The 26,315-nt window shown below is 73.7% G+C and carries 28 protein-coding genes; 14 read left to right on the top strand and 14 right to left on the bottom strand.

From position 1 onward, the window contains the following. Positions 1-84: 84 nt before the first annotated feature. Genes K7787_RS00965 through K7787_RS00955 form a run of 3 tightly spaced genes read left to right on the top strand, consistent with a single transcriptional unit; the run spans position 85 to position 2,080 of the window. Positions 85-1,065, top strand: a complete 981-nt coding sequence (locus K7787_RS00965; protein ID WP_009191020.1) for an AraC family transcriptional regulator — start codon at positions 85-87, stop codon at positions 1,063-1,065. Then, complete coding sequence (locus K7787_RS00960; RefSeq protein WP_223000114.1) at positions 951-1,775, top strand: AzlC family ABC transporter permease; 825 nt, start codon at positions 951-953, stop codon at positions 1,773-1,775. The genes K7787_RS00965 and K7787_RS00960 overlap by 115 nt, the downstream gene beginning before the upstream one ends. Continuing rightward, positions 1,772-2,080 (top strand): AzlD domain-containing protein, encoded by a 309-nt coding sequence (locus K7787_RS00955; RefSeq protein WP_009191022.1) that lies wholly within the window; start codon positions 1,772-1,774, stop codon positions 2,078-2,080. Before K7787_RS00960 ends, K7787_RS00955 begins: the two co-directional genes overlap by 4 nt. A 49-nt stretch (positions 2,081-2,129) precedes the next feature. Here the strand turns inward: K7787_RS00955 and K7787_RS00950 are convergent, their stop codons facing one another. Then, positions 2,130-3,074, bottom strand: a complete 945-nt coding sequence (locus tag K7787_RS00950) for a prenyltransferase/squalene oxidase repeat-containing protein (RefSeq protein WP_223000113.1) — start codon at positions 3,072-3,074, stop codon at positions 2,130-2,132. Between the two features lie 79 nt (positions 3,075-3,153). Here K7787_RS00950 and K7787_RS00945 point away from each other — a divergent pair, with 79 nt between their 5' ends. Continuing rightward, a complete protein-coding gene (locus K7787_RS00945) occupies positions 3,154-3,348 on the top strand; it encodes a DUF3046 domain-containing protein (RefSeq protein WP_009191024.1) in 195 nt (64 codons plus the stop codon). Positions 3,349-3,408: 60 nt separating this feature from the next. Continuing rightward, positions 3,409-4,707, top strand: a complete 1,299-nt coding sequence (locus K7787_RS00940) for an AI-2E family transporter (RefSeq protein WP_223000112.1) — start codon at positions 3,409-3,411, stop codon at positions 4,705-4,707. Positions 4,708-4,810: 103 nt separating this feature from the next. Here the strand turns inward: K7787_RS00940 and K7787_RS00935 are convergent, their stop codons facing one another. Then, a complete protein-coding gene (locus K7787_RS00935) occupies positions 4,811-5,602 on the bottom strand; it encodes a hypothetical protein (RefSeq protein WP_223000111.1) in 792 nt (263 codons plus the stop codon). 296 nt (positions 5,603-5,898) lie between these two features. Between K7787_RS00935 and recA the strand changes: the two genes are divergently transcribed. Beyond that, positions 5,899-7,026: a recombinase RecA gene (gene recA / locus K7787_RS00930; protein WP_009191027.1), complete on the top strand. Its 1,128-nt coding sequence runs from the start codon at positions 5,899-5,901 to the stop codon at positions 7,024-7,026. A gap of 3 nt (positions 7,027-7,029) precedes the next feature. Further along, the gene (gene recX / locus K7787_RS00925) at positions 7,030-8,043 is read left to right on the top strand and encodes a recombination regulator RecX (RefSeq protein WP_223000110.1); all 1,014 of its coding nucleotides are present in this window, start codon (positions 7,030-7,032) and stop codon (positions 8,041-8,043) included. Between the two features lie 404 nt (positions 8,044-8,447). Here the strand turns inward: recX and K7787_RS00920 are convergent, their stop codons facing one another. The 8 genes from K7787_RS00920 to K7787_RS00890 form a co-directional block, all read right to left on the bottom strand. Then, a complete protein-coding gene (locus tag K7787_RS00920) occupies positions 8,448-8,849 on the bottom strand; it encodes a rhodanese-like domain-containing protein (RefSeq protein ID WP_169436567.1) in 402 nt (133 codons plus the stop codon). Next, positions 8,846-9,394 (bottom strand): cupin domain-containing protein, encoded by a 549-nt coding sequence (locus tag K7787_RS00915; RefSeq protein WP_223000135.1) that lies wholly within the window; start codon positions 9,392-9,394, stop codon positions 8,846-8,848. The genes K7787_RS00920 and K7787_RS00915 overlap by 4 nt, the downstream gene beginning before the upstream one ends. Before the next feature lie 120 nt (positions 9,395-9,514). Next, positions 9,515-9,586, bottom strand: coding sequence for a putative leader peptide (locus tag K7787_RS32365; RefSeq protein WP_309544753.1), 72 nt, complete (start codon positions 9,584-9,586; stop codon positions 9,515-9,517). A 610-nt stretch (positions 9,587-10,196) separates the two neighbouring features. Beyond that, positions 10,197-11,807 carry an FAD-dependent monooxygenase gene (locus K7787_RS00910; protein ID WP_223000109.1) on the bottom strand — a complete coding sequence of 537 codons (1,611 nt, stop codon included), beginning with the start codon at positions 11,805-11,807 and terminating at the stop codon, positions 10,197-10,199. 175 nt (positions 11,808-11,982) lie between these two features. Continuing rightward, positions 11,983-12,909, bottom strand: a complete 927-nt coding sequence (locus K7787_RS00905) for an amino acid ABC transporter permease (protein ID WP_223000108.1) — start codon at positions 12,907-12,909, stop codon at positions 11,983-11,985. Beyond that, positions 12,906-13,571: an amino acid ABC transporter permease gene (locus K7787_RS00900; RefSeq protein ID WP_019981925.1), complete on the bottom strand. Its 666-nt coding sequence runs from the start codon at positions 13,569-13,571 to the stop codon at positions 12,906-12,908. The genes K7787_RS00905 and K7787_RS00900 overlap by 4 nt, the downstream gene beginning before the upstream one ends. Before the next feature lie 76 nt (positions 13,572-13,647). Then, entirely contained in the window at positions 13,648-14,484 is an 837-nt protein-coding gene (locus K7787_RS00895; RefSeq protein ID WP_009191034.1) for a glutamate ABC transporter substrate-binding protein, read from the bottom strand. Positions 14,485-14,704: 220 nt separating this feature from the next. Next, the gene (locus K7787_RS00890) at positions 14,705-15,481 is read right to left on the bottom strand and encodes an amino acid ABC transporter ATP-binding protein (RefSeq protein ID WP_009191035.1); all 777 of its coding nucleotides are present in this window, start codon (positions 15,479-15,481) and stop codon (positions 14,705-14,707) included. A gap of 356 nt (positions 15,482-15,837) precedes the next feature. Between K7787_RS00890 and K7787_RS00885 the strand changes: the two genes are divergently transcribed. Together K7787_RS00885 and K7787_RS00880 are read left to right on the top strand one after the other, a co-directional pair. Next, positions 15,838-16,527, top strand: a complete 690-nt coding sequence (locus K7787_RS00885) for a response regulator transcription factor (protein ID WP_009191036.1) — start codon at positions 15,838-15,840, stop codon at positions 16,525-16,527. Between the two features lie 9 nt (positions 16,528-16,536). Further along, positions 16,537-17,976, top strand: a complete 1,440-nt coding sequence (locus K7787_RS00880; protein ID WP_223000107.1) for a sensor histidine kinase — start codon at positions 16,537-16,539, stop codon at positions 17,974-17,976. A gap of 15 nt (positions 17,977-17,991) precedes the next feature. Here K7787_RS00880 and K7787_RS00875 read toward each other — a convergent pair whose 3' ends face one another. Continuing rightward, positions 17,992-18,990, bottom strand: coding sequence for a TAXI family TRAP transporter solute-binding subunit (locus tag K7787_RS00875; protein ID WP_169436561.1), 999 nt, complete (start codon positions 18,988-18,990; stop codon positions 17,992-17,994). A 78-nt stretch (positions 18,991-19,068) separates the two neighbouring features. On the opposite strand from K7787_RS00875, the gene K7787_RS00870 reads away from it, so the two are divergent. Beyond that, entirely contained in the window at positions 19,069-19,473 is a 405-nt protein-coding gene (locus tag K7787_RS00870) for a pyrophosphohydrolase domain-containing protein (RefSeq protein WP_223000106.1), read from the top strand. A 31-nt stretch (positions 19,474-19,504) separates the two neighbouring features. Here the strand turns inward: K7787_RS00870 and K7787_RS00865 are convergent, their stop codons facing one another. After that, on the bottom strand, positions 19,505-20,740 hold the full coding sequence (locus K7787_RS00865; RefSeq protein ID WP_223000105.1) for a glycosyltransferase 87 family protein: 1,236 nt from the start codon (positions 20,738-20,740) through the stop codon (positions 19,505-19,507). Positions 20,741-21,040: 300 nt separating this feature from the next. On the opposite strand from K7787_RS00865, the gene miaB reads away from it, so the two are divergent. Together miaB and K7787_RS00855 are read left to right on the top strand one after the other, a co-directional pair. Continuing rightward, positions 21,041-22,561 (top strand): tRNA (N6-isopentenyl adenosine(37)-C2)-methylthiotransferase MiaB, encoded by a 1,521-nt coding sequence (gene miaB, locus K7787_RS00860; protein WP_223000104.1) that lies wholly within the window; start codon positions 21,041-21,043, stop codon positions 22,559-22,561. 421 nt (positions 22,562-22,982) lie between these two features. After that, positions 22,983-23,696 carry a class III extradiol dioxygenase subunit B-like domain-containing protein gene (locus K7787_RS00855; RefSeq protein ID WP_223000103.1) on the top strand — a complete coding sequence of 238 codons (714 nt, stop codon included), beginning with the start codon at positions 22,983-22,985 and terminating at the stop codon, positions 23,694-23,696. A 204-nt stretch (positions 23,697-23,900) separates the two neighbouring features. On the opposite strand, the gene K7787_RS00850 is transcribed toward K7787_RS00855, so the two are convergent. Further along, a complete protein-coding gene (locus K7787_RS00850; RefSeq protein ID WP_223000102.1) occupies positions 23,901-24,224 on the bottom strand; it encodes an antitoxin in 324 nt (107 codons plus the stop codon). Positions 24,225-24,247: 23 nt separating this feature from the next. Further along, positions 24,248-24,499 (bottom strand): hypothetical protein, encoded by a 252-nt coding sequence (locus K7787_RS00845; RefSeq protein ID WP_308036264.1) that lies wholly within the window; start codon positions 24,497-24,499, stop codon positions 24,248-24,250. Positions 24,500-24,722: 223 nt separating this feature from the next. Here K7787_RS00845 and miaA point away from each other — a divergent pair, with 223 nt between their 5' ends. Together miaA and K7787_RS00835 are read left to right on the top strand one after the other, a co-directional pair. Next, the gene (miaA, locus tag K7787_RS00840) at positions 24,723-25,661 is read left to right on the top strand and encodes a tRNA (adenosine(37)-N6)-dimethylallyltransferase MiaA (protein ID WP_223000101.1); all 939 of its coding nucleotides are present in this window, start codon (positions 24,723-24,725) and stop codon (positions 25,659-25,661) included. Between the two features lie 108 nt (positions 25,662-25,769). After that, the gene (locus K7787_RS00835; protein ID WP_223000100.1) at positions 25,770-26,279 is read left to right on the top strand and encodes a hypothetical protein; all 510 of its coding nucleotides are present in this window, start codon (positions 25,770-25,772) and stop codon (positions 26,277-26,279) included. The last annotated feature ends 36 nt before the right edge of the window (positions 26,280-26,315 follow it).

Below are 26,315 nucleotides of genomic sequence, written 5' to 3'. Positions count from 1 at the left end.
GGCGATCGGGCGGCGGTGCGGTGTGGCCCGCGCCGCGGCCGGGCGGCGAGACGACCAGGCGGGGCGGCGGCGGACAATGGGGCCATGGCGGCGTCCGGCGAGGAGAAGGCACGGCACTGGCGGTACGAGGAACTGCCCGGTGTGGACCTGCTGCGCGCCCGGTACGTCCGCAAGGAGTTCGTGCGCCACACCCACGAGCACTTCGTGATCGCGGCCATCGCCGAGGGCGTCGAGGTCTTCCACCACGGCGGCGGCGACGTGTCAGCGGGCCCGGGAGCGCTCGCGCTGGTCAACCCGGACACCCCGCACACGGGCCGGGCCGGCGTGCCCGAGGGCTGGCGGTACGGGGCGGTGTACCCGGCGCCCGAACTGGTGGCCGAGATAGCGGCGGAGACCACCTCGATCCGCGGGACGCCCGGCTTCGTCGCCCCGGTCCTGGACGATCCCCGGGCCGCCGCCCTGGTGCACCAGGTGCTCCGCGCCGTGGACGAGGGCAACGCCCTGGCCGCCGACACCTTGCTGCGGGTCGCGGTGACCCGGCTGCTGCACCTGAACGGCGGACCGCTGCCGCGGCGCGAGGTGCGCACGGCCGGGACCCGGATCGCGGCACGCGCGCGTGCCGTCCTGGAGGAGCGCCTGGCCGAACCGCCGACCCTGGAACGGCTCGCCGCCGACCTCGGCGTCAGCCCGTTCGCCCTGCTGCGCGCCTTCCGCAACGCCTACGGGATGCCCCCGCACAGCTGGCTGACCGACGCCCGGGTGCGCCGGGCCCGCCGGCTCCTGGACGCGGGCGCCGCCCCGGCGGCGGTCGCCGCGGCCGTCGGCTTCACCGACCAGTCCCACCTCAGCCGCCACTTCTCCCGCATCGTGGGCGTGCCTCCGGGCGCCTACCAGCGCGAGCGCAAGAACGTACAAGACGATCGGCCGGGCCTTCTCCTACCGTCCGGGACGTGGCAGAAGACACAGCTCTCGCAGACATACGATCCGACGGGCCGGGGGGAGCCGACGACGGGAAACCGGACGCCGCCGTCGTCCGGGACGCCCTCGGCGTGGGCGTCGCCGTAGGACTGTCCGGGTTCGCCTTCGGGGTGACCTCGGCGGGCAGCGGGCTCACCCTGCTCCAGACCTGCGCGCTCAGCCTCCTGGTCTTCACCGGGGCGTCCCAGTTCGCGCTGGTGGGAGCGCTCGCGGCGGGCGGCAACCCGTTCACGGCCGCCGCGGGGGCCTTCTTCCTCGGGGTGCGCAACGCCTTCTACGGACTGCGCCTGTCGCAGTTGCTCGCCCTCCCGCGCGCGGTGCGGCCGTTCGCCGCCCAATGGGTCATCGACGAGACCACGGCGGTGACCCTCGCCCAGCCCACCCGGCGCGGCGCGCGGATCGGCTTCACCGTCACCGGGGCCAGCCTGTACGTGCTGTGGAACCTCACCACGTTCCTCGGCGCGCTTGGGGCTAAGGCGCTCGGGGACACCGACGCGTGGGGGCTGGACGCGGCCGGGCCCGCCGTGTTCCTGGCCCTGCTCGCCCCGATGCTGAAGACCGCCACCGAGCGGGCCGTCGCCGCGCTCGCCGTCCTCCTCGGGCTCGGGCTGCTGCCCGTGCTGCCGGCCGGGGTGCCGGTCCTGGCGGCGGCGCTCGCCGCACCGGCCGTGCTGTACCTGACCGGTCGCCGCGCGGCACGCGCGCGGGACGACGGACGAGAACAACGCGCGCGGGACGGCGCCCAAGAGGCACGAGACGCGCGAGGCGCACGAGACGTACGAGAGGAAGACCGGTGAACGTCTGGATCGCGGTCGCCGTGACCGCCGTCGGCTGCTACGCCGTCAAGCTCGCCGGACTGCTCGTCCCGGCGGGAGTCCTGGAACGCCCGCTGGTGCGGCGGCTCGCCGCGCTGCTGCCCGTGGCGCTGCTCGCCGCCCTCACCGCCCAGCAGACGTTCGCCGACGGGCACACGCTCGTCCTGGACGCGCGGGCGGCCGGGCTCGGCGCCGCCGCCGTGGCGCTGGTGCTGCGGGCGCCGTTCCTGCTCGTCGTCGCGGCCGCCGTCGTGGTCACGGCGGGGGTGCGGGCCATGGGCGGCTGAAGGGCGGTCGTGCGGGCCGCTCGGGAGCGAGCCGTCGCCGCCCGCGTCCTCAGCCGATGCCGCGGCCGTACGCCCTGAGGGTGCGCAGCGCCTCGATCGTCACCATGGGGCGCGCCTCCAGCGCGGGCGCCGGAGCCCACTGGCGCCAGGTGACCGGCCAGCCGCCGTCCTCCTGCTGCCGGCCGGCGAGGAAGTCCAGCGCGCGGGCCATCTCCTCGTCCGTGAACCACGCGCGCGCGAGGGAGTCCGGGGTCCGCGCGAAGTCGTACGGGAAGTGGTGCTCGCCCGGGGCGTAGCCGGGAGCGAGCGGCCAGGACTGCGCGCGCGCCGGGTCCAGCACCGCGAGCCGCCGCTCGCGCACCAGCCGGCCGAGCCGCTCGGCCGCCGCCTGCGCGCGCGGGCGGTCGGGCGCCGAGTCCAGGAAGGCGACGGCGGCCTCCACCTCGTAGGGGTGGGAGTTCTCCAGGGACTCGATCCGCTGCCAGCAGAAGTCCGTCGCCCGGAACAGCCAGGCGTGCCACACCGCGTTGCGGTGCAGCAGGCCCACCACCGGCCCGGTGGCGAGCAGATCGCTCGGCGGGTCGTCCACGACCGGCACGAAGGGGGCCGCCGGATAGCCGCGCTGGCCGGGATGGACCGCCGGAAGCGCCCCGTCCGGGGTGGAGACGGCGGTCAGATAGCGGCACACGCGCTCCACCCGCGCCCCGCCGCAGCGCCCGATCAGGTCCAGGACGCGCAGCGCGTGCGCCGTGTGCAGCGGCTGGCTGACGGGGCCGCGCAGGTCCGGCTCCAGGGCGTGACCGTACCCGCCGTCCTCGTTGCGGTAGGCGTCCAGCGCGGTCTCCACCGGGTCCGCGCCGCCGCCCCGGAACTCGTGCGCGAAGATCCGCTGCTCCAGCACGCGCGCGGTGAGCCACACGAAGTGCTCGGCGCGCGCCAGCGGGGAGGACGCCGCCGGCGGCGGGGCGGAGGGGGCAGCTGCGGTTTCGGCCATGGTCCGACCGTAGGGCGGAAAGCGGTTCCGGCAGCCCGTCCCGGTCCGGGGTCACCCGCAGGGGCGGGATACTGGACGCATGCGGTTGACGGTCTTCTGGGAGCGGATGGCGGAGCATTTCGGCGCGGGGTACGCCGAGACCTTCGCCCGCGACCACGTGATGTCGGAGCTGGGCGGACGCACGGTGCACGAGGCGCTGGCGGACGGCTGGGCGGCCAAGGACGTGTGGCGCGTGGTCTGCCAGGTCATGGACGTCCCGGGGGAGAAGCGCTGACCGGGGGCCGCGCCGGCGGGGGCGTATCCGATTGTCGGCGGCGTGGGCGAGACTTGCACCGTGGCACGCACTGACGAGTCCGGGCTGACGGCCCGGCAAGCACCCTCCACCGCTACGACGCCGCCCTCCGACCCGCCGGTCGCGGGCGCCGCCGGGCCCGGCGCGCGCATGCCGCGCTGGCTGCCGCGGGCCATGGTGCTCGCACTCGCGCTCATCGCCGCCTTCCAGTTCGGCAGCTGGGCGTTCCACCAGGTCACCAGCCTGCTGATCAACATCCTCATCGCGTTCTTCCTGGCCCTGGCGATCGAGCCGGCGGTGAGCCGCATGGCCTCCCGCGGCATGCGCCGGGGCTTCGCGACCTTCCTGGTCTTCCTCGGGCTGGCGATAGCGACCGCGGGATTCGTCACCCTGCTCGGCTCGATGCTCGCCGGTCAGATCATCAAGATGATCGAGGGCTTCCCGGAGTACCTGGACTCCGTCATCAACTGGGTCAACGCCACGTTCCACAGTCATCTGCGGCGCGTCGACATCCAGGAGGGGCTGCTCCACTCCGACTGGCTGCGCAAGTACGCGCAGAACAGCGCGGCGGGCGTGCTGGACGTGTCCGCGCAGGTGCTCGGCGGCCTGTTCCGGCTGCTGACGGTCGCCCTGTTCTCGTTCTACTTCGCGGCCGACGGCCCCCGGCTGCGCCGGGCGCTGTGCTCCGTGCTGCCGCCCGCCCGCCAGGCCGAGGTGCTGCGCGCGTGGGAGATCGCCGTCGACAAGACCGGCGGCTACCTCTACTCGCGCGGCCTGATGGCCCTCGTCTCGGGAGTCGCCCACTACGTCCTGCTCCAGGCCCTCGGCGTGCCGTACGCGCCCGTGCTCGGCGTCTGGGTGGGGCTGGTGTCGCAGTTCATCCCGACCATCGGCACCTATCTCGCCGGCGCCCTGCCGATGCTGATCGCCTTCACGGTCAACCCCTGGTACGCGCTGTGGGTGCTGGTCTTCGTCGTGGTCTACCAGCAGTTCGAGAACTACATGCTGCAGCCCAAGCTGACCTCCAAGACCGTCGACATCCACCCCGCGGTCGCCTTCGGCTCGGTCATCGCCGGCACGGCACTGCTCGGCGCGGTGGGCGCGCTGATCGCCATCCCGGCCGTCGCCACGCTCCAGGCATTCCTGGGCGCGTACGTGAAGCGGTACGACGTCACCGACGACCCCCGTGTCCACGGTCACCCCAGCCGGCCCTCGGCGCCGGGCCTGTTCACGCGCGTGCGGCGGCTGTGGGCGCAGCCGGCGGCGGCCGGGACGGGAGCCGCGGCGGACGCGGGCACCGGGACGACGGCGGACGCGGGCGCTTCCGGCGCGGACGCGTGAGCCACCGCCGAGGACGGGGACGGGGCGGCCGGGCGGCCCTGGCGGTGGGTCGCCGACGGCGGTCGGCGGCTGTGCGGGGCGGCGACCCGGGGCCGGGGTCCGGTCAGCGGCCGACGAGCGGCCAGAGGCCGGCGGCGGCGACGGCGGCCGCGTAGGCGCCGACCGCGGCGGCCACGGCCCGTCGGCGGGCCCGCTCGCTCCACGCCGTGCGCGACAGCAGCCGGGCCAGCGCGGGCAGCACCAGGACCGCGTGCAGACTCACCCCGTGCAGCGGCTTGAGCGGGGCCGTCGAGTGGTACGCCGCCTGCTGGTGACCGGTCCGGGTCAGCAGCACCCCGCGCGCGATCATCGCGGCGCCCGACGCCAGGGCGACGAGCAGGATCGCGAACCCGGAGCGCACCGCGAGCGCCATCCCCGCGGGGCTGGCGGGGACGCGCCGGAAGGACGCGACCGCGAAGACGGTCAGGAGCACCACGAGGACCCCGCCGCCCACCGCGAGCGTCATCGACACCGCCGTGTCGAAGGGCGTCTGCATGTTCAGATGCGAGGGCACCCGGCGCCACGCCTGGAGCGTGATGCCGCCCACCTCGACGACGCAGTCGGCGGCGAACACCCCGAGCAGCACCGTCCGCGTCCGCTCCGCGATCCGCAGGTACGACGTGACCCAGGTGAGCGCGATCAGCGTCGCCCCGAAGGACAGTCCGAACGTGACGGGCTTGCGCCAGGAGACGGGCCCGTCCCACGGCCCGCCGTCGATCGCGAACACCACCAGGTGGACCAGGCCGGACAGGACGAGGAGGAGGCCGGTGGCGTGGCACAGCCGCTCGGCGGGGCGCAGGGCCTGTACGGACGCCGTGAGGGGCGAGGGGCGCGGTCGGGACACGGAGACTGCCATGCCCCGAGCGTCGCGGGGAAGGAGCCGCCTGTCGTCGTCCGGGAGGAGGCTCCCGCCCTGCTCCGGGCGGAGCAGGACAGCGGGCGCGGTGACGGTGTGGCTCGCTTGACACGAAAATCGAACATCTATTCTTATGGGGGCTCCGGCGAGACGGAACGAAGGGTGATTCGCCCGGTTTCGGGTTGATCTGCACCTTAGTTATCCACAGGCCGGACATGCGTCGAGGCGCATTGTCAGTGGCAGGCGTTAGCGTCTTTGACGTGAAGCGATCGACTCAAGCAAACCGGGTGGAACCCATGGCAGGAACCGACCGCGAGAAGGCGCTCGACGCCGCGCTCGCACAGATTGAACGACAATTCGGCAAGGGCGCCGTCATGCGCATGGGCGAGCGGTCGAAGGAGCCCATCGAGGTCATCCCGACCGGGTCGACCGCGCTCGACGTGGCCCTCGGCGTCGGCGGCCTGCCGCGCGGGCGCGTCGTGGAGATCTACGGACCGGAGTCCTCCGGCAAGACGACCCTGACCCTGCACGCCGTGGCGAACGCGCAGAAGGCCGGCGGCCAGGTCGCCTTCGTGGACGCGGAGCACGCCCTCGACCCCGAGTACGCGCGCAAGCTCGGCGTCGACATCGACAACCTGATCCTGTCGCAGCCGGACAACGGCGAGCAGGCGCTGGAGATCGTGGACATGCTGGTCCGCTCCGGCGCGCTCGACCTCATCGTCATCGACTCGGTCGCGGCGCTCGTCCCGCGCGCGGAGATCGAGGGCGAGATGGGCGACTCGCACGTGGGTCTGCAGGCCCGTCTGATGAGCCAGGCGCTGCGCAAGATCACCAGCGCGCTCAACCAGTCCAAGACCACGGCGATCTTCATCAACCAGCTGCGCGAGAAGATCGGTGTGATGTTCGGCTCGCCGGAGACCACGACCGGTGGCCGCGCGCTGAAGTTCTACGCCTCCGTGCGCATCGACATCCGCCGGATCGAGACCCTGAAGGACGGCACCGAGGCGGTCGGCAACCGCACCCGCTGCAAGGTCGTCAAGAACAAGGTCGCGCCGCCCTTCAAGCAGGCGGAGTTCGACATCCTCTACGGCCAGGGCATCAGCCGCGAGGGCGGTCTGATCGACATGGGCGTGGAGCACGGCTTCGTGCGCAAGGCCGGCGCCTGGTACACGTACGAGGGCGACCAGCTCGGCCAGGGCAAGGAGAACGCGCGCAACTTCCTGAAGGACAACCCCGACCTGGCCAACGAGATCGAGCGGAAGATCAAGGAGAAGCTGGGCGTCGGCGTGCGCCCGGAGGAGCCGGCCGCCGAGCCGGGCGCGGACGCCGCGGTCTCCGCCGCCGTGGGCGACGCGGCCAAGACGGTGCCCGCCCCGGCCGCCGCCAAGGCCACCAAGCCCAAGGCCGCCGCAGCCAAGAGCTGACCCGTGACACGGCGAACCGACTGGGCCGAGTACGAGGCCGGGCACGAGTACGAGCACGGACACGCCGATTCCGGTGCCCCGCGGGGGAGGGGCACCGGGAACCGCCCCGGCGCCGGGGCGGACAGCGCGGACGCGTACCGGGGCGACGACCCGTACTGGCCGGACGGTGACGGGGTGCACGGGCCGGAGGCCGGCTTCGCGGGCGACGGCCCGGGCGACGGACTCGGGGGACACGGCGGATACGGCGGACTCGGGGGACACGGCGAGTACGGCGGACTCGGGGGACACGGCGAGTACGGGGGACAAGGGGGCGACGAGCCGGGCGACGGCCGCGGCACGGGCGACGGTGGGACGCGCGGTACGGGCGGCCCACGGGCGAGAGGAGCACGCCGGGGCGGCTCGCGTGACGGCGGGCCGTACGGCGGGCGCGGGCGTCGCCGACGGGACTTCGGCGAGGCGTCCGCGGTGGACGGAGACGCTTCCTCCTTGTCGAGGGCCGAGCGGGGGGAGTCTCCGGGGGACCCGGTGGAGCGGGCGCGCGCGATCTGTCTGCGCCTGCTCACCGGGACCCCGCGCACTCGCAAGCAGCTCGCGGATGCCCTGCGCAAGCGGGAGATCCCCGACGAGGCGGCGCAGGAGGTGCTGTCCAGGTTCGAGGAGGTCGGGCTGATCGACGACAGCGCGTTCGCGGACGCCTGGGTGGAGTCCCGGCACCACGGGCGCGGACTGGCCCGGCGCGCACTGGCCCGGGAACTGCGGACCAAGGGCGTGGACGCCACGCTGATCGACGAGGCGGTGGGCCGGCTCGACGCCGACCAGGAAGAGGCCACCGCGCGCGAACTGGTCGCCCGCAAGCTGCGCTCCACCCGGGGCCTGGACCGCGACAAGCGGCTGCGCCGCCTCGCCGGCATGCTCGCCCGCAAGGGCTACTCACAGGGGCTCGCCCTGAAGGTGGTCCGCCAGGCGCTGGAGGAGGAGGGGGAGGACACGGACTTCCTGGAGGACGGGGAGTTCTGAGGCCGTGGAGAGGGGGCGTGGCCTCCGCTCCCATCGGCCGCGAACACTCGCTTCAGCCACAGAGGCGATACCTGCTCCGGCCCGGCGCGACACCCGCTCCAGTCAGGCGCGACGCCCGCTCCGGCCGGTGGCGACGCCCGCTCTGACCGGTGGTGGCGCCCGCTCCGGCCGGTGGCGACGCTCGCCCGTCCGGCCGGGCGCCACACCTGCTCCGGCCGATGGCGACGCTCGCCCGCCCGTCCGGTCGGCTGCGGCATCCGCGTCCGGCCGTCCGCGGGCGGCGAGGTCATGCCCGCGCGCGCCCGCGCAGCCGCCGCCCGGTCAGCCGCTGCCGTCGGGCGCGTAGGTCATGTCCCCGCCGCGCGCCACGGGCCTACGCGGCCGCACCTCGCGTGCCACGGGCCCTACGGCGTCGTCACCGGAAGCCCGGCCGCGCGCCAGGCCTGGAAGCCGCCGATCAGATCGGTGGCCCGGTGCAGGCCCAGTTGGTGCAGGGAGGCGGCGGCCAGGCTCGACGCGTAGCCCTCGTTGCAGATCACGACGACGCGCAGGTCGTGGCCGGTGGCCTCCGGGAGGCGGTGACCGCCCCAGGGGTCCAGCCGCCACTCCAGCTCGTTGCGTTCGACGACGAGGGCGCCGGGGATCAGGCCGTCGCGCTCGCGCAGCGCGGCGTACCGGATGTCCACGAGCAGGGCCTCGCCGGCCCGGGAGGCGGCGTACGCCTCGCCGGGCTCGATGCGCTCGTAGCTCCGGCGGACCCGTTCCAGCAGGTCGTCGATCCCGACCGGCGGTCTCGCCTCGCTCACTGCCAGTCCTCCGGGCGCTCGACCTGCTCCAGGCGCAGCGTCTGACCGGTGCGGCTGTAGCGGCGGATCTGCGGCAGCGGCGGGTAGTAGGCGTGCACGGAGATCGCGTGCCGGTCGGCGGACTCGTTGAGCACCTCGTGGACGTGGTGGCGGCCGAAGGCGCGGCCCCGGCCGGCCGGCAGGCTGCGCGTACGGTCCACTCCGTCGGTGAGTTCGAGGGTCTTCCAGCCGTCGGTGGGCAGCCGCGCGGCGAGCGAGTACTCCGTCAGCTCGCCGTCGGCGGTGAGGAAGGCGCCGATCGAGTCGGCGTGGTCGTGCCAGCCGGTGCCGGTGCCGGGCGGCCAGCCGATCAGCCAGGCCTCGCTGCCCTTGGGCCCCTCCAGGCGTACCCAGGTGCGGCCCTCCGGGTCGAGCGGCAGGGAGGCGATCAGCTCGGGGTCGGCGGCGGCGCGCCGGACGAAGTCGAGGAGTTCCGCCTCGGTGGGCGCCGAAGCAGCGGCGCCCGCGGAGGCGTCGTCCGGGGCCGGAGCGGCGGGGGCGGACAGGGAGGCGGAGGCGGACACAGCGGAGGAGGCAGACACGTACACCGTCCTGAGGAACGTTCGCGGAAGCGCGCGGCGACACGGAAACGGTGCGCGCGCGAAAGGGGGAAGCAAGACGCGAGTTCAGCAGGAGGGGCGACACACGCAGCCCGCATAGCGGACGAGGTCCATATGGACCCTCCGCCACAGGCGCACATCGGTGTCGGTCACGATCGGGAGTACACCATGCCCCCGCGACACGGTCAACCGACCGTCACCATGCGGACCGGACGACGACGGAACGTACGGCGGGGGCGCACATCGCCGCCGCCGGGCGCCGCCCCCACCGCGGCCGTCCTCCGCGCCCGCGCACCCCCCCGAGGGTCCCGCTTCCTCCCCCGAGCGTCCCGCTCCCTCCGGGCCGCTCCGGCAGCGGGCCAGGCCTCGGCCCGTCGTGCGCCCGCCTCCTCAGGCGCGCGCCTCGCAGCCGATCCGCCCCCACGGGATTCCGCCTGCACCCGCTTCACCGCGCGCCGTCGCGCAACCCCTGGCCCAGCGAGCGCCGCCGCGCCCCCACTTCACCGCTCTCGCCCCAGCGCCGCCGGCGGCCTCTCACCGCCCCCGAACCACCGCCGCCCCGGGCGCCCCCGCACCGAGGCCTCCGCCGAGCGCACCTCACCCCCGAACGCCGGCCCGAGCACCCCTCATCGCGCCCCAGGCTCCGCCCCCGCGCCCCTCATCGCGCCCAAGATCCGCCCCGCGCCCTACACAGCGCCCAGGCCCCGCCCCGCCCCCTACACAGCCGCCCAAGCTCCGCCCCCGCCCCTCACCATGCCCCCGCCTCCGCGTGTTCCTCCGCTCGGGTCGTTGCCGTGGCGCCGCCCAGGGTGGCCTCGGCCGCCGCGTAGAGGGCGGCCGGGTGGACGCCGCCGAGGGCGGTGACCAGGTGGCCGTCGGGGCGGACCAGGAGCACGGTGTGCGGGGCCGCGCCCGGATAGCTCTCGGCGACCAGCAGCTCGGCGGGGTGCGGCAGGGCGGCGACCGCCGCCGCCAGCCGGGGCATGATCCCGGCGCTCACCCAGTGCCGCCGCTCCCACACCACCGTGCCCGGCGCCACCAGCACCACCAGCAGCGCACCGCGGCCCAGCCGCTCCCGCAGCGGCACGAACGTGCCGTCCTCCGCGGTCACCACCACATCGGCGACCGCTTCGCCCACCGGCGTGTCCACGGGCGTCTCCGCGTCCACGGGTTCGGGCGCGAGCGGTGAGCCGGCGTACGAGCCGGGCGCGCCGAGCGCCCCGTGCCCCAGATGGCCGTCCATGAGCAGCGCGTCGTGCTGGCGTCCGGCCCCGGGGACGTAGGACCGCAGTCCGCCGCCCCCGCGCAGCACCGGCAGCACCTGGTCCGCGGCGCGCAGCCGGGCGGCGACGACGGCGCGCCGCTCGGTCTGGTAGCTGTCCAGCAGCGCCTTGTGCGGGCCGTGGTGATGGACCGTCGCCAGTTTCCAGGCGAGGTTGTCGGCGTCCCGCAGCCCCTCGTCCAGCCCGTGGGTGCCGAGCGCGCCCAGCAGATGGGCCGCGTCCCCGGCGAGGAAGACGCGTCCGGCGCGCCAGCGGCGGGCCAGCCGGTGGTGGACGGTGTGCACGCCGGTGTCCAGCAGCTCGTACGCCGGGGCGCCCTCGCCGGTCCAGCCGGTGAGGGTCTCCCGGATGCGGGCGAGCAGCAGTTCGGGCGTGACCAGGTCCTTTCCGGGCGGCAGCAGCCAGTCCAGCCGCCATACGCCGTCCGGCAGCGGGCGGGCGGTGATCTCCCCGGCGAACGGGCCGGAGGTCCGCCACGGCGGGCTGCGGTGGAGGAACGCTTCCTCGGGCCGGGGCAGCTCGGTGCGCAGCGCCGCCACCGCGTGCCGTTCGACGGCGGTGCGGCCGGGGAAGCGGATGTCCTGGAGCTTGCGCACGGTCGAGCGGGGACCGTCGCAGCCGACCAGGTAACTGCCGCGCCACCACGTTCCGTTGGCGCCGCGGGTGTGGGCGGTGACGCCCGCCGGTTCCTGCTCTATGGTGTCGAGCCGGCTGTCGACGGCCAGTTCGATCAGCGGCTCGCGGGCGACGGCCGCGCGCAGCGCGGCGGTCAGCACGTGCTGGGCGATGTGCAGCGGGGCGGGTTCGGCGTCGTCGAAGGCCACCTCGTTCGTCACCTGTTTGCGCCGCAGCGACCGCCATCCGGACCAGCGCAGTCCGGCGCCGCCGAGCGGCACGCCGGCCAGCCGCTCCACGAGGGCGGCCGTGTCCTCGCGCAGCACGACGGTGCGGGCGGCGCGCGGCGCGTCCCGGCCCGGCGTCTCGTCGAGGACGACGGACGGCACCTCCTGGCGGGCCAGCGCCAGGGCGAGCGCGAGCCCCACGGGCCCCGCCCCGACGACGATCACCGGGTCCACGGCGCGACGCTCCCTGCCCGCGGCGGCGTCCTGACGGACAGACGTGAACAAATGGTTGGAGCAGGGTGCACGATCACAGAACGTATGCAACCTATTGCCGGTGCCCGCGTCAAGCGACAGGGGCAGTGGTGATCACTCCACTGCCCCTGTGTCACATCCGTCGGGTGAGTGCCCGTCAGGTGTGGGTCTTGCCGGCGTAGCCGCCGGCCATGTCGCCGCCGCCGGCGCCGGTCGCCTGGGTGCCCGCCACCGCCGCCGGGGCCAGCACCGCCCCCGTCGACTTCTTGCCGCGCCGCAGCCGCCGCTCCAGCCAGCTCGCGAAGCTGGTGAGGGCGAAGTTCAGGACGACGTAGATCACGGCCACGACGGTGAAGCAGGCGATGGTGTTCGCGCCGTAGTACGAGCTCATGGGGCCGACGGAGGCCAGCAGCTCCGGGAAGGTGAGGATCGCGCCGCCGAGCGCGGTGTCCTTCACGATCACCACCAGCTGGCTGACGATCGCCGGCAGCATCGCGGTGACCGCCTGCGGCAGCAGGATCGACGTCATGACCTGGGTCTTGCGCAGACCGATCGCCTGGGCGGCCTCCGTCTGCCCCTTGGGCAGCGCCAGGATGCCGGCGCGCACGATCTCCGCGAGGACGGAGGCGTTGTAGAGGACGAGGCCGGTGACGACGGCGTACAGCGGCCGGTCGTCCGAACTGACGTCCGTGTACTGCGCGAACAGGGCGTTGCCGAAGATCATCAGGATCAGCACCGGGATGGCGCGGAAGAACTCCACGACCACGGTGGCCGGGACCCGGACCCAGACGTGGTCGGAGAGCCGCGCGATGCCGAAGAAGGCGCCCAGCGGCAGCGCGATGACCATCGACAGGGCCGCCGCGATCAGCGTGTTCTTCAGACCCGGCAGGATGTACGTGGTCCAGGACTCGGAGCCGGCCAGGAGCGGCTTCCACTTCGCCCAGTCCAGCTGCCCCTTGTCGTGCAGGCCCCGGTAGACCCACCACACGAGGGCCGCGAGGGCCAGGAGGAACACGATCGAGTAGACGACGTTGCGCCGCTTGGCCCGGGGGCCCTGCGCGTCGTACAGCACCGAGGCGCTCATCGCTTCACCGCCACCTTCTTGCCCACCCAGCCGAGGATCAGGCCGGTCGGCAGCGTCAGGCACACGAACCCGAACGCGAACACGGCGGAGATCGCCAACAGTTGCGCTTCGTTCTCGATCATCGACTTCATCAGGAAGGCCGCCTCCGCCACGCCGATCGCGGCGGCCACCGTGGTGTTCTTGGTGAGCGCGATCAGGACGTTGGTCAGCGGGCCGACGACCGAGCGGAACGCCTGCGGCAGCACCACCAGGGTGAGCACCTGTGTGAAGCTCAGCCCGAGCGCGCGGGCGGCCTCCGCCTGGCCGACCGGCACCGTGTTGATGCCGGAACGGATCGCCTCGCACACGAACGCCGAGGTGTAGGCGATCAGACCGAGGACGGCGAACCGGAAGTTGATGGTGTCGAAGTTCTGGCTGCCCAGGTTGACGCCGAGGGTCTGGTTCAGGCCCAGCGAGGTGAACAGGATGATCACCGTCAGCGGGATGTTCCGCACGATGTTGACGTAGGCGGTACCGAAGCCGCGCATGAGGGGAACCGGGCCGACGCGCATACCGGCCAGCAGGGTGCCCCAGACCAGGGAGCCGGCGGCCGAGAGCAGCGTCAGCTGCACGGTCACCCAGAAGGCTCCCAGCAGGTCATAGCCTGAAAGAAAGTCGAACACGATCTCCCGCGCTTCCGCGTGTTGATGGACGCCGGTGCGCCGCTCCCCCGTGGGCGGCGCACCGGCGGGCGCTGACTCAGCTCTTGATGTCGCCGATCTTCGGCGCCGGGTCGTTCTTGTAGTTGGCGGGGCCGAAGTTGGCGTCCACGGCCTTCTGCCAGGAACCGTCGGAGACCATCTCCTCGAGGGCCTTGTTGATCTTGGCCTTGAGGTCGCTGCCCTTCTTGACGCCGATGCCGTAGTTCTCGTTGGTCATCTTCAGACCGCCGAGCTTGAACTTGCCCTTGAACTGGTCCTGAGCGGCGTAACCGGCGAGGATCGAGTCGTCGGTGGTCAGCGCGTCGATGGCCTTGTTCTGCAGGCCGGTCAGACAGGCGGAGTACGTCGGGTACTTCAGCAGGTTCGCCTTGGGCGCCAGCGTGTCCTTGATGTTCTGCGCCGAGGTGGAGCCGGTGACCGAGCACAGCTTCTTGCTGTTCAGGTCGGCGGGCGACTTGATCGAGGTGTCGTCGGCGCGGACCAGGACGTCCTGGTGGGCGAGCAGGTAGGGGCCGGCGAAGTCGACCTTCTTCTCGCGCTCGGGGGTGATCGAGTAGGTGGCGGCGATGAACTCGACGTCACCGCGCTGCAGCATCGTCTCGCGGTCGGCGCTCTTCGACTCCTTCCACTCGATCTGGTCCTCGTTGTAACCGAGCTTCTTGGCGACGTACTTGGCCACGTCCACGTCGAAGCCGGAGTAGCCCTGCGGCGTCTTCTGGCCGAGGCCCGGCTGGTCGTACTTGATGCCGATGGCGATCTTCTTGCCGCCGCCCGAGGAACCCTCGTCCTTCTTGTCGTCCGAACCGCACGCCGTCGCCGAGACGGCGAGGGCGAGCACGACGGCCGAGACGGCGGTGACCTTGCGGAGCTTCATGGTGAACATCCTTCGGGTGTTGAGGAGGTACGGGCCGGCCCTGAGGGCGCCGGACCGGACGGCCGGGCGGCGTCGGGAGACGACGGCCGTGCCCGGCTGGCGGGCCGGTGGCGGGGCCGTCCGCCGGCGGACCGTCCGCGGGCGGGCCGGCAGGCCGTCGGCGGTGCGGCGCCCGTCGCCGGCCGGATGGTTCGGGAGTCGGGTCGGGGTGCGGCCGGGGTCAGTGGTGCAGGATCTTGGACAGGAAGTCCTTGGCCCGGTCGCTGCGCGGGTTGCTGAAGAACTGGTCCGGCGTGGCCTGCTCGATGATCCGGCCGTCGGCCATGAAGACCACCCGGTTCGCGGCGGACCGGGCGAAGCCCATCTCATGGGTGACGACGATCATCGTCATGCCGTCCCGGGCGAGCTGCTGCATGACCTCCAGCACCTCGTTGATCATCTCCGGGTCCAGCGCGGAGGTCGGCTCGTCGAAGAGCATGACCTTCGGCTCCATCGCCAGCGCCCGCGCGATCGCCACGCGCTGCTGCTGGCCGCCGGAGAGCTGCGCGGGGTACTTGTCGGCCTGCGCGCCCACCCCGACCCGGTCGAGCAGCGTACGGGCCCGCTCCTCGGCCTGCTTCCTGTCCTTGCGGCGGACCTTGACCTGGCCCAGCGTGACGTTCTCCAGCACGGTCTTGTGCGCGAAGAGGTTGAAGGACTGGAAGACCATGCCGACGTCGGCGCGCAGCCGGGCCAGCTCCTTGCCCTCGTGGGGCAGCGGCCTGCCGTCGATCGAGATCTCGCCCGAGTCGATGGTCTCCAGGCGGTTGATCGTGCGGCACAGGGTGGACTTGCCGGACCCGGAGGGTCCGATGACCACGACGACCTCGCCGCGGGCGATCGTCAGATCGATGTCCTGGAGCACGTGCAACGCGCCGAAATGCTTGTTGACGCTCTTCAGGACGACCAGATCGCCGGTCGAGGCCACATCTTCCTTGGCCATCGATACTTCGGTCATCGCTTTCGGGCTCCGTCCTCCTCGGTTTGGGGGACCATAGCCAGGCGTTGTGTCCGGCGTCACCACATCTGAGGGAGATCTGAGCATCACGATCCGGTAGCGGCCGGACACGAGTCGTAGCGGACCGTGCCGGGGCGCGTACCGGCTGGGTAACGACGCGGGCGCGCAACCGGAAGCCTCTTGACGCCATCCTTATCCATCGGCGTGACTGCCATGGTGCGGTGACGCCCGCGCGCGCTCACTCGTCGTGCGCGCACGCCTACGCACGCCCACCGCTCGAAACGACCATATTCAGAAACGACCGAACGACGGATGAACCGGAGGGGGCCGGATGACGATGAACCGAAGGGGGCCGGATGCGACTGCTTCTTGTTGAGGACGACAACCATGTGGCGGCCGCCCTGTCCGCGGTCCTGGCCCGGCACGGTTTCGACGTCACCCACGCCCGCAGCGGCGAGGAGGCCCTCCAGGCGCTGGTCCCCGAGGGGGCCGGCTTCGGCGTGGTCCTGCTCGACCTCGGCCTGCCCGACCAGGACGGCTACGAGGTCTGCGGCAAGATCCGCAAGCGCACCGCGATCCCGGTGATCATGGTCACCGCCCGCTCCGACGTCCGCTCCCGCATCCACGGCCTCAATCTCGGCGCCGACGACTACGTGGTCAAGCCCTACGACACCGGCGAACTGCTCGCCCGCATCCACGCCGTCAGCCGCCGCACCGTCCACGAGGACACGACCGGCGACGACGGCGACGGCGCCCTGAGCCTCGGGAGCGTGCGCATCGAACTGCCCACCCGGCAGGTCAGCGTGGCCGGCGCCGTCGTCCAGCTCACCCGCAAGGAGTTCGACCTGCTCGCCCTGCTCGCCCAGCGCCCCGGCGTGGTCTTCCGCCGCGAGCAGATCATCAGCGAGGTCTGGCGCACCAGTTGGGAGGGGACCGGCCGCACGCTGGAGGTGCACGTCGCCTCCCTGCGCGCCAAGCTGCGCATGCCGGCCCTGATCGAGACCGTACGCGGCGTCGGCTACCGCCTCGTCGCCCCGGCCGCCTAGCGGGGCCGGGTGCGCACACGTCTCCTCCCGCTGCTCATCGTCCTGATGGCGGCGGTGCTGCTCGCCCTCGGGTTCCCGCTCGCCGTCAGCATGGCCGCGGGCGAGCAGCAGAAGGTGGTCGTCGACCGGATCGACGACACGGCGCGGTTCGCGGCCCTCGCCCAGTTCGTCACCGACCGGCCCACCGGCTCCCGCCAGACCGTCCCCGACGAGCGCCTGGAGACCCTCAGCCGCGAACTCGCCAGCTACTACACCGTCTACGGCATCCGGGCCGGCGTCTTCTACCGCTCCGGCACGCCCATGGCCAACGCGCCCGCCGCCTGGTCCCCGCCCTTCGAGGGCGAGGTGCGCGCCGCCTTCGACGAGGCCCTGCTGAGCCGCCGCAGCCACGACCCGGCACAGGTGTGGCCCTGGCAGCGGCACCGGCTCGTCGTCGCCTCGCCCGTCATCCGGGACGGTGACGTCGTCGCCGTCGTCGTCACCGACTCGCCGACCGGTCAGATGCGCTCGCGGACCCTGCACGGCTGGCTGCTCGTCGGCGCGGGCGAGATCGTCGCCATGCTGGTCGCCGTCGGCGCGGCGCTGCGGCTGACCGGCTGGGTGCTCCGGCCCGTACGGGTGCTCGACGCCACCACCCACGACATCGCCACCGGACGGCTCAAGTCCCGGGTGGCCGCGGCCGGCGGACCACCGGAACTGCGGCGGCTGGCCCGGTCGTTCAACGAGATGGCCGACAACGTCGAGAACGTGCTGGAGCAGCAGCGCGCCTTCGTCGCCGACGCCTCCCACCAACTGCGCAACCCGCTCTCCGCGCTGCTGCTGCGCATCGAACTGCTCGCCCTCGAACTGCCCGAGGGCAACGAGGAGATCGCCTCCGTGCGCACCGAGGGCAAACGCCTCGCGCAGGTCCTGGACGATCTGCTCGACCTCGCGCTCGCCGAGCACGCCGAGGCGGACCTCCAGCTCATCGACATCGGCGAGCTGACCGCGGAACGCGTGGCGGCCTGGGCGCCGGCCGCCGACGCCAAGGGCGTCCGGCTGACCGGCGACTGCCCGGCGACCACCGCCTGGGCCGACCCCGTGGCCCTGTCCTCCGCACTGGACGCGGTGATCGACAACGCCGTGAAGTTCACCCCCGAGGGCAAGAGCGTGACGGTGACGGTCTCCGGCGGCGGCGACACCTCGAAGGTCGTCGTCGCCGACGACGGACCCGGTCTCACCGACGACGAACTCGCCCGCGTCGGCGACCGGTTCTGGCGCAGCGGCCGCCACCAGAACATCAAGGGTTCCGGCCTCGGCCTCTCCATCACCCGCGCCCTGCTGGCCGCCGGCGGCGGCTCGCTGGCCTACGACCACCACCACGACCGCGAGCCGCGCGGACTGAAGGTGACGGTCAGCGTCCCGCGCACGGACCCGCGGCGGCCGGACCCGCACCCGGCACAGCGCTGAACGACCCGATCGCGGCTACGGCTTGACCGACCGGTAGTAGCGGCGCGCGCCCTCGTGCAGCACCAGCGGATCGGTGTAGATGGCGGTGCGCAGATCCACCAACTGCGCCGAGTGGACGTGGGCGCCGATGCCGTCCCGGCTCTTGATCACGGTCCGGGTCACCCACTCGGTGAGCCTCGCGTCCACGTCCGCACGCGTCATCAGCACATTGGAGACGGCGATCGTCGGCACGGTCGAGCCGTTCTGGATGCTCGGATACGCCGACTCCGGCATGTTGGTGGCACGGTAGTAGCGCATGGCGCCGCCCTCGGCGTGCAGCTTGCTCACCAGCTCCGGCTCTATCGGCACGAACCGGTACGCGAACTTCGAGGCGAGCTGCTTGAGCCCGTCCGTCGGCAGCCCGCCCGACCAGAAGAACGCGTCGATCGAGCCCTGCCGCAACCGCCCCGGACCGGTGTCGATGCCGTCGGCCATCGGCTCGATGTCCTGGCGCGGATCGATCCCGGCCGCCTTCAGCACCCGCTCGGCGATCAGCCGGACGCCCGACTCCGGCGGCCCGACCGCCACCCGCTTGCCCCGCAGGTCCGCCACCGAGTTGATCCGCGAGTCCCGCGCGACGACCAGCTGCACATAGTCGTCGTACAGGCGGGCGACCCCGCGCAGCCGCGCCGCGCCCGGCCGCTGCTCCAGCTCGTACGTCTCCACCGCGTCGGCCGCCGCGATGGTGAAGTCCGCCTTCCCGGTCGCCACCCGCGTCACGTTCTCCTGGGAACCGTCGCTGGTCAGCAGCTTCACCCTCAGGTTCGGCATGTCCTTGCCGAACGCGGTGCGCAGCCGCTCGCCGTACTCCTGGTAGACCCCGCGCGTGGTCCCGGTGCTGAAGGTGATCGTCCCGCTCGGCGGCCGCTCGCCCAGCGGCAGCAGCCACCACAGCAGCAGCCCGAGGACGACGGCGCCGACGGCCGCGCCCTGCAGGCCGCGGCGCCTGCCGAAGGAGGAGAACAGCTTGGACATGCGCGCGATCCTGCCAGCCGGAGGCCGGTGCTGACCAGGCCGCCGGGGGCTGTCGGCGACGGCGGATAGAGTCGCCGCATGAGCAGTTCGCCCGCCGTTCTCGTCCGTGAGTTCCACCGTGCCTTCGGCCTCGACGCCCGCAGCACGCCGACCCGGGTGCCGCCGGCGCTCGCCGCGCACCGCGGCGAACTCCTCGCCGAGGAGGCGGCCGAGGTCGCCGAGGTCTCGGTCGAGGGCCCGCTCGACCGGCTGGCGCACGAACTCGCGGACGTGGTCTACGTCGCCTACGGCACCGCCCTGGTGCACGGCGTGGACCTCGACGAGGTGATCGCCGAGATCCACCGCGCCAACATGAGCAAGCTCGGCCCCGACGGAGAGGTCGCCCGCCGCGCCGACGGCAAGGTCCTCAAGGGCGACCACTACCGCGCGCCCGACGTGGCGGCCGTACTGCGCCGCCAGGGCTGGGACCCGGACGCCGCCTGAGCGACGGCGAAAGGCCCTTTCGGCCGGGGGCTCAGGGCGCCGGGGCCGGTACGTCCGCCGCCGGGCCGCTCCCCGCGGGCGCGGCCGTCCGCCGGGCCGGTGGGCGCGCGCACCGCACGGCCAGGACCAGCGCCAGCCCCGTCAGCGTCACCACGTCCTTGAACGCCCTGCGCGTCGAGGGCTCCAGGTACGGGAAGACGAAGCCGGCCGTCTGCGGGACGAGCGCCGCCCAGAACCACGGCGAGCGCGCCACCGAGTCGGCGGCCGTCGCCCCGGCGAGCAGCAGCGGCACGACGACGACCGGATAGTGCTCGTAGGACGGCCGGGAGACCAGGAGCGACGCCAGCATGAGCATCGCGGCCGTCTCCACGAGCCGCGAGGGGCCCGCGTCGCCGCGCCGCCAGCGCAGCCCGGCGCACACCACCCCGGCCGCCGCCGCGATCAGGGCCGGCGCCTCGGCGGCCACCGGCGGCACCCCGAGGCGCGGCAGGACCGCCGGCCAGGAGCAGTCGAACGGCCGCATCAGGGCGTCCCCGCCCCTGAGGAGGAAGGGCAGCGTGCGGGTGAGGAACCCGCCCGGGTCCGGCATGACCAGCGCCGCACCCGCGGACAGCGCCGCCGGCACCAGCACCGTCCAGGCCAGGGCCCGCCACCGCCGGGCCAGCACCAGCAGCAGCACCACCGGCACCAGCAGCGGCTTCACCGCCAAGGACAGCCCGAGCACCACCCCGGCCGCGTCCCAGCGGCCCCGGTCCGCCAGCAGCAGCGCCGCCGGCAGCGCGAGGACGCTCACCGCGGTCCAGTTCCCCAGGTCGATCAGATGACCGACCGGGACCCAGCACAGCACCAGGCCCAGCAGCCCCAGCACCGCGAACCGGGAGCGCGCCGGCACGCGGAACAGGCGCACGGCGCACCACCAGCCGGCCGTGACGAGCCCCACGCACACCACAGGCGCGGCCACCCGCAGTACGGGCGCCGGCAGCAGCGCCTGCCCCGCCGCGAACAGCACGGCGCTCGGCAGGTAGAGGAACCGCCGGTCGCCGTACGGGGCGCCGCCGTCCAGCCACACCCGCCCGGCGTGGACGACGAAGGCGTTGTCCATGCCGCCCTGCGGGTGCACGAGGGCCACGTGCGCCGCGCGGGCCAGCAGGACGAGGGCGAGGACGGCGAGCGGGACCGGACCGGCCGGCCGCAGGAGCCAGGCGCGCAGCGCCGGGGCCGCGGGCGCCCGCGGTGCGGAGGCCCGCACGGCGTCACGAAGCTGCATCGGGTACCTGTCACTGTGCGGGGCCGCTCGGGGCGAAGCGGCCGTGAGCGGCGCGGGAATGCCGTCACCGAGCGGTGCGGAGTGTCCCTATTTTGGAGCTGCCGTCCCGGTATGGGAGGCAGCTCCCGCCTCGTGTCGCGAACCGGGCGGAAGCTTGTGCCGCGATCCGGCCGGAGCCGCCCGCCCGTGGCCCTGGGCCGTCCGCCCGTGGCTCCGGGCCGTCCGCCACTGGCTTCGGGCCGTCCGCCCGTGGCCCCCGGGCCGTCCGGGGGCACTTCGCCGAGCGCCTACCCTTATGGCATGAGCAGCATCGACCGGAGCCGAGAAGTGGGCGTCACTCGCAGCTATGAGATCCGCACCTACGGGTGCCAGATGAACGTCCACGACTCCGAGCGGCTCGCCGGGCTGCTGGAGGACGCGGGCTACGTGCGGGCGCCGGAGGGCTCGGACGGCGACGCGGACGTGGTCGTCTTCAACACCTGCGCCGTGCGCGAGAACGCCGACAACCGGCTCTACGGCAACCTCGGCCACCTCGCCCCGAAGAAGGCGAAGCGGCCCGGGATGCAGATCGCGGTCGGCGGCTGCCTGGCGCAGAAGGACCGGGACACCATCGTCAAGAAGGCGCCCTGGGTGGACGTCGTCTTCGGCACGCACAACATCGGCAAGCTGCCCGTCCTGCTGGAGCGCGCCCGCGTCCAGGAGGAGGCCCAGGTCGAGATCGCCGAGTCGCTGGAGGCGTTCCCCTCCACGCTGCCGACCCGGCGCGAGAGCGCGTACGCCGCCTGGGTCTCGATCTCCGTGGGCTGCAACAACACCTGTACCTTCTGCATCGTCCCGGCGCTGCGCGGCAAGGAGAAGGATCGCCGCCCCGGCGACATCCTCGCCGAGGTGGAGGCGCTGGTCGGCGAGGGCGTCTCCGAGATCACGCTGCTCGGCCAGAACGTCAACGCCTACGGCTCCGACATCGGCGACCGCGAGGCGTTCAGCAAGCTGCTGCGGGCCTGCGGGAACGTCGAGGGCCTGGAGCGGGTCCGCTTCACCTCGCCGCACCCGCGCGACTTCACCGACGACGTGATCGCGGCGATGGCCGAGACGCCGAACGTCATGCCGCAGCTGCACATGCCGCTGCAGTCCGGCTCGGACACCGTCCTGAAGGCGATGCGCCGCTCCTACCGCCAGGAGCGCTACCTCGGGATCATCGAGAAGGTCCGCGCCGCGATCCCGCACGCCGCGATCACCACCGACATCATCGTGGGCTTCCCCGGCGAGACCGAGGAGGACTTCGAGCAGACGCTGCACGTGGTGCGTGAGGCGCGGTTCGCGCAGGCGTTCACCTTCCAGTACTCCAAGCGGCCCGGCACCCCCGCCGCCGAGATGGACGACCAGGTCCCCAAGAAGGTCGTCCAGGCGCGCTACGAGCGGCTGGTCGCCCTCCAGGAGGAGATCTCCTGGGAGGAGAACAAGAAGCAGGTCGGCCGCACGCTGGAGCTGATGGTCGCCGAGGGCGAGGGCCGCAAGGACGGCGCCACGCACCGCCTGTCCGGCCGCGCCCCCGACAACCGCCTCGTGCACTTCACCAAGCCGGACGAGGAGGTCCGCCCCGGCGACGTGGTCACCGTCGAGATCACCTACGCCGCCCCGCACCACCTCCTGGCCGAGGGCCCGACCCTGGCCGTACGCCGCACCCGCGCGGGCGACGCCTGGCAGAAGCGCACCGCCGCGGAGGCCGCGAAGCCGGCCGGCGTCATGCTCGGCCTCCCGAAGATCGGCGCCCCGGCCCCGCAGCCGGTTCCGGCGGGCAACGGCTGCGGCTGCGACTGACGCGCCTCTGGGGGCGCGGCGGCGCGGGGAACGGCGCGCCCGGCCCCCGCACACCCGCCGTGGCGTGCCGGCGGGCAACGCTGCGGCTGTCCCGACCCGGGGCGCGTGCCCGCCAAGGGGCGCGGGGAACGGCGCGCCCGGCCTTCCGAGACCCGCACCCACCCTCTCCGGAGGCGGGAAGAAGGGGGGTCCGGGGGCGAAGCCCCCGGGGACGGGACGGGTAGGGGCGGCGGGGGCGGAACGAACCCATCGGACACCCCACCCAGGACCTCCGCGCCCCCCAGAACCACCGCGCCGTCCGCGGAACCGCCGGGCGTCCCGCGACGCGGCTGCGGGCGGGGCGGACCGCTCGGCGGCGCGGCCGGAGCGACGGCGGCAGGGGTGAGGCGGCCGGACCGCCCACGGGGTTACGCTGCCGATCATGCTTGTCGCCGCCGCAGTCTGCCCCTGCCCGCCGCTCCTCGTACCCGTGGTCGCCGCCGGAGCGGCGCCCGAACTGGACGCCGCGCGCGCCGCGTGCACGGACGCGCTCGGCGTCCTCGCCGCCGCCCGGCCGGACCGCCTCGTGGTCGTCGGCCCCACCGAGGCGGCCGGGCACGGCCCGTACCCGGAGGGCGCCCGGGGGTCCTTCCGCGGGTTCGGCGTCGACGCGGACGTACGCCTCGGTCAGGGCGGCGGCACAGCGCCGGACCGCGAACTGCCGCCCTCGCTCGCCGTCGCCGCCCACCTGCTGGAGCGCACGGACTGGTCCGACGCCCCGGTCGAGGGACTGGGCGTGGACGCCTCGCTGGCGCCCGAGCGCTGCCTGGCCACCGGCCGCGACCTCGCCGTACGGGCCGACCGGGTGGCGCTGCTGGTCATGGGCGACGCCAGCGCCTGCCGGTCGCTCAAGGCGCCCGGATACCTCGACGAACGGGCCGAGCCCTTCGACGCCGAGGCCGCCCGCGCGCTGGGCGCCGCGGACGTACCGGCGCTCGCGGCGCTCGACGCGGCGCTGGCCGCCGAGCTGAAGGCGTCGGGCCGGGCCCCGTGGCAGGTCCTGGCGGGCGCGGCCGAGACCGCGAACCTCTCCGGCGCCCTGCTCTACGACGAGGCCCCTTACGGCGTCGGCTACCTGGTGGCCACCTGGACCTGACGGACCCCGGCCGGTCGCGCACCGGCCGCGGGACCGCGACCGGCGCCGGCCGGCGGCCGCGAGGAATCGCCCCGGCGGGCGACCGGCGAGCACGCGGCTCACCGGCCACCCGCCGATGTACTCCCGGCCGGACGGCACCGCGCCCCCGCGTCCTTCACCCGCGGCGACGCGTTCCGGGCCGCGCCCGAGCGCGTCGCGTCCCGCTCAGGACGTCGGCGGCGGAGGCGTCCGCGGGCCCGCGCCCGGCTCGTCGCCGCCCCGGCCCTCGGGGCCGGCACCAGGACCGGTGCCGGGGCCAGGGCCGGTGCCGGCGTCGCCGCCCTGGTGGGCGAGCCGGTCCACGGCCTCCTTCGCCTTGTCCGTACCCGCGTGGATCTTGTCCCGGTACTTGCCCTTGGTCTTCTCGTCGACCACCTTCGCGGCCCGGTCGAGACCCTGGCCGATCTGGCCTCCGTGCCGCTGCGCGAGGTCCGAGACCTTTTCCCTGGCCGGACCGAGCTTGGCCTTCATGTTGTCCAGCAGACCCATGGTTCAGCCTCCCTTGCGGGACATCACGTCCGGGCGCCCTTGCCGGTCTCCTGTTCGGCCGCCTCCTCGGCGGACTGCTGCTTGGGGATGTCCACGCCGTCGCCGCCGGCGTCCGCCGCGGCCTCGGGGGCGGCCGCGCCGTCCCCGGTCTCCGCCGCCTCCGGGTCGCTCCCGGCGGCGCCGTCCGCCGCCGTACCGGCGCTCACCGCACCGGCCGGAGCCGGACCGGCCGGCTCCTCGGCGACCGACGCGCCCTCCACAGACGTGCCCTCCACAGCCTCGGACCTCCGGAAAAGTCGCGCAAAAACGCCCATGTCAACTCCATACGTTACTTGTGCGGGCGAAATCCCGCGTGGTCCGCTGTGTCCGTTCACGGCGCCCGCGCCATCGCCCTGACGCGATCCGGGCGCGGGTACCTCTCACCGGGCAACGAGACCGTGACCGCGCCGTCACGTAACTCGTTCGAGACACCCCCGCGGGGTTTGCGAAACTGGTGCGGTGAGCAGCGCACCCCCCGCACCCCGCGTCATCGCCGTCGTCGGCCCGACCGCGGCCGGAAAGTCCGATCTCGGCGTCTTCCTGGCCCAGCGCCTCGGCGGCGAGGTCGTCAACGCCGACTCCATGCAGCTCTACCGAGGGATGGACATCGGCACCGCGAAACTGACGCCCGAAGAGCGCGGCGGCGTACCGCACCACCTCCTGGACGTGTGGGACGTGACGGTCACCGCCTCCGTCGCCGAGTACCAGCGCCTCGCCCGGGAGCGGATCGACGCCCTGCTCGCCGAGGGCCGCTGGCCGATCCTGGTCGGCGGCTCCGGCCTCTACGTCCGCGGCGCCGTCGACAACCTGGAGTTCCCCGGCACCGACCCGGAGGTCAGGGCCCGGCTGGAGGAGGAGCTGACCCTGCGCGGCTCCGGCGCCCTGCACGCCCGTCTGGCCGCCGCCGACCCCGAGGCGGCGCGCGCGATCCTGCCCAGCAACGGCCGCCGCATCGTCCGCGCGCTCGAAGTGATCGAGATCACCGGCCGCCCCTTCACGGCCAACCTCCCCGGCCACGACTCCGTCTACGACACCGTCCAGATCGGCGTCGACGTGGCCCGTCCCGAGCTGGACGAGCGCATCGCGCGCCGGGTGGACCGGATGTGGGAGGCGGGGCTCGTCGCCGAGGTGCGCGAGCTGGAGGCACAGGGCCTCAGACAGGGGCGTACGGCCTCCCGCGCGCTCGGCTACCAGCAGGTCCTCGCGGCGCTCGCGGGGGAGTGCACGATCGAGGAGGCGCGCGCGGAGACCGTCCGCGCGACCAAGCGTTTCGCGCGCCGCCAGGACTCCTGGTTCCGCCGCGACCCGCGCGTGCACTGGCTCAGCGGCGCCGCCGCGGATGTCACGGAACTTCCGCACCTGGCGCTGGCGTTGGTCGAACGACCGGTTACAGCCTGATCACGTGATGGCATCGGGACGCCCAGGCCGTCATCCAGGCCTGCGGCGGCGTGCCATCATCGTGCTTCGATCCACCGAATGAAGTCCTAGTTGGGAGGGCGCGTGGCGATGGAGGCCGGCCCTCGCGACACCGCACAAGGCGGCACCGAGCACGTCACCGCCGAGCACGCCGGTGCGGACCCGGACGAGCCGACGCTCAGCCCCGACGGCCCTGACGGTCCTGACGGGACGCAGGGCGGGGTGACCGAGGACGGTCCCGGGCCCGAGGAGATGTTCGCCGGGCCCGAGGTGGAGGTCGAGCTGCGCCCGCAGCGGCGGCTGCGCATCTGGCAGCTGGCGCCCATCGTGGGCCTGGCCGCCGTCGGCTCGCTGATGTTCGCCTTCCCGCTCGCCTTCGACGGCGACAGCGGCGCGATGATCGCCATGCTGGGGCTGCTGATCTGCTCCTGCGCGGCAGGCTGGGGCATGATGGCCGCACGCCGCGTGGGCTACACCTGGCCCGGTCTGCCCCCGCGGGGCGCCGGACGCCGCGCCGACTGGCGGCTGATCGGCGCCTACGCCCTGATCGTCGCCTTGGCCGTCGTCCTCGCGGTCTGGCGCGTCGCCCGCCTGCGCTAGGGCCGCCCGCACCGGGTCTGTCGTACCCGCACCGTA

This window comes from Streptomyces sennicomposti (assembly GCF_019890635.1).
Classification (GTDB): Bacteria; Actinomycetota; Actinomycetes; order Streptomycetales; family Streptomycetaceae; genus Streptomyces; species Streptomyces sennicomposti.
The sequence above is the reverse complement of the archived record's forward strand: the minus strand, read 5'-3'. Positions and strand labels throughout refer to the sequence as shown.